This window comes from Streptomyces sp. NPDC093149 (genome assembly GCF_044754145.1).
Lineage (GTDB): Bacteria > Actinomycetota > Actinomycetes > Streptomycetales > Streptomycetaceae > Streptomyces.
This window is the reverse complement of the sequence record NZ_JBIVON010000076.1, coordinates 1-1,410: the sequence shown is the minus strand read 5'-3', so window position 1 is coordinate 1,410 and position 1,410 is coordinate 1. Positions and strand designations below refer to the sequence as shown.

Below are 1,410 nucleotides of genomic sequence, written 5' to 3'. Positions count from 1 at the left end.
GGTGAGCCAGCCGGTCACCTGCCGCACCGTCGGTGGCCGGGGCGGTGCGGCGGACGGAGCCCCGCGCAAGGTGGCGATGTGGGCGCGGACCATGGCGTAGGTGACAGGAGCGTGCTCGGCAACCAGATCGCTGTGCAGTCGGGTGACGCTTGTGCATCCCTCGGCGAATCGCCGCTCCAGGTAAGGCTTGTAGGGGTCCAGTCAGCTGGGCCGGGGCAGGTTCTCGCGGAAGGTGTCCTGCCAGCGGGCGGCGGCCGCGTACCGGAGCACGGTGTTGAGGCCCCAGCCCAGGTGCCGGGCGATCGCCCGGCGTGAGTGGCCTTGGGCAAGCATCTCGTGGACCAGGGCGTGCGCGGCCTTCTTCCGCTCGGCCCGTCGGCCGACGGGCTCCAAGTTGTCCTGCGGCCGACCGGAAGCCAGTCGGGTGGCCTGTGGCAGCATGCCGCCGGGCGAGGGCCCACGCAGGCAGTCACGGTGGGCGGCGACGCAGGTCTCCACAGCTCGGCCGAGGCCCTGCCACAGATGGAACCGGTCGGCGACCTGCAGAGCGTCGGGGGCACCGCGCCGGGCCCCCTCGGCGTAGGCGCCCGCCCGGTCCCGGCAGATGATCTCCACGCCGGGGTGGCGGATCAGCCAGGCGGCCAGCGGCCCGGCTTCACGCGTCGGGAGCACATCGACCACGCGATGGTCTTCGACGCTGGTCAAGACAGTGGCGTAGATCTGGCCGCGGCGGATCGCGAAGTCGTCCACACCCAGCACACGCGGAGTACTGAACCGTGGATCGGGCAATGCCATGACCCTGCGTAGCAAGGTCATCCTTCCCGCGCCGAAGCCCAGCTGGGCCGCCAGCCGAGCGCCGGCCCGCCCGGCCAGGGCGAGCCCTACTCGCTCCAGGGCGTGGTTGAGCCGAGTGGTGAATCGTGCGTGCGGGGCGGCCAGCCGGGAGAACGGCTCGGCGAACGTCCGGCGCCGGCAGTCCGCCGACCCGCAGATGAAGCGCCGGGCCGTCAGCCGGATCACAAAGCCCTGATCAACGAGCGGAAGGTCCTTCAGCCTGCGCTGGTAACGGTCGTGGATTCGGTCTGAGAAGCGGCCGCAGTCCGGACATGCAGCCCCGGCCACGCGGCCTCTCGCCACCACTTCGACCGTGCCGAACGCGGCCGTGACCGCCTCGACATCCACCTCGTCGATCCCGTCGAACACCAGCGAGTCCCAGAACGATGTATCGGCCTGCATGAACAGCACCATCACCGTCCACAGCCGACCACGGCATCGACCGACAAGCACCTGAGGGAGCGTCAATTCCGGCTGTAAGGCGCAAGGCGTACGCCGTCTCACACGAGCCAGCCCCTCGCAATCGAACATCAAGGTAACGCTCCGCGACGGCTCCCCAAGATCTGCGCCAGAACC

Annotated in this window: 1 protein-coding gene; it reads right to left on the bottom strand. The window is 70.1% G+C overall.

The features are described 5' to 3' along the window. Positions 1-201 precede the first annotated feature (201 nt). A complete protein-coding gene (locus ACIQCZ_RS42575) occupies positions 202-1,236 on the bottom strand; it encodes an ISL3 family transposase (RefSeq protein ID WP_402291597.1) in 1,035 nt (344 codons plus the stop codon). Positions 1,237-1,410: the final 174 nt, after the last annotated feature.

Coding starts and splice junctions, on each gene's coding strand:
- ACIQCZ_RS42575 (WP_402291597.1), bottom strand. CDS start 1,236: ATGCAGGCCGATACATCGTTCTGGGACTCGCTGGTGTTCGACGGGATC.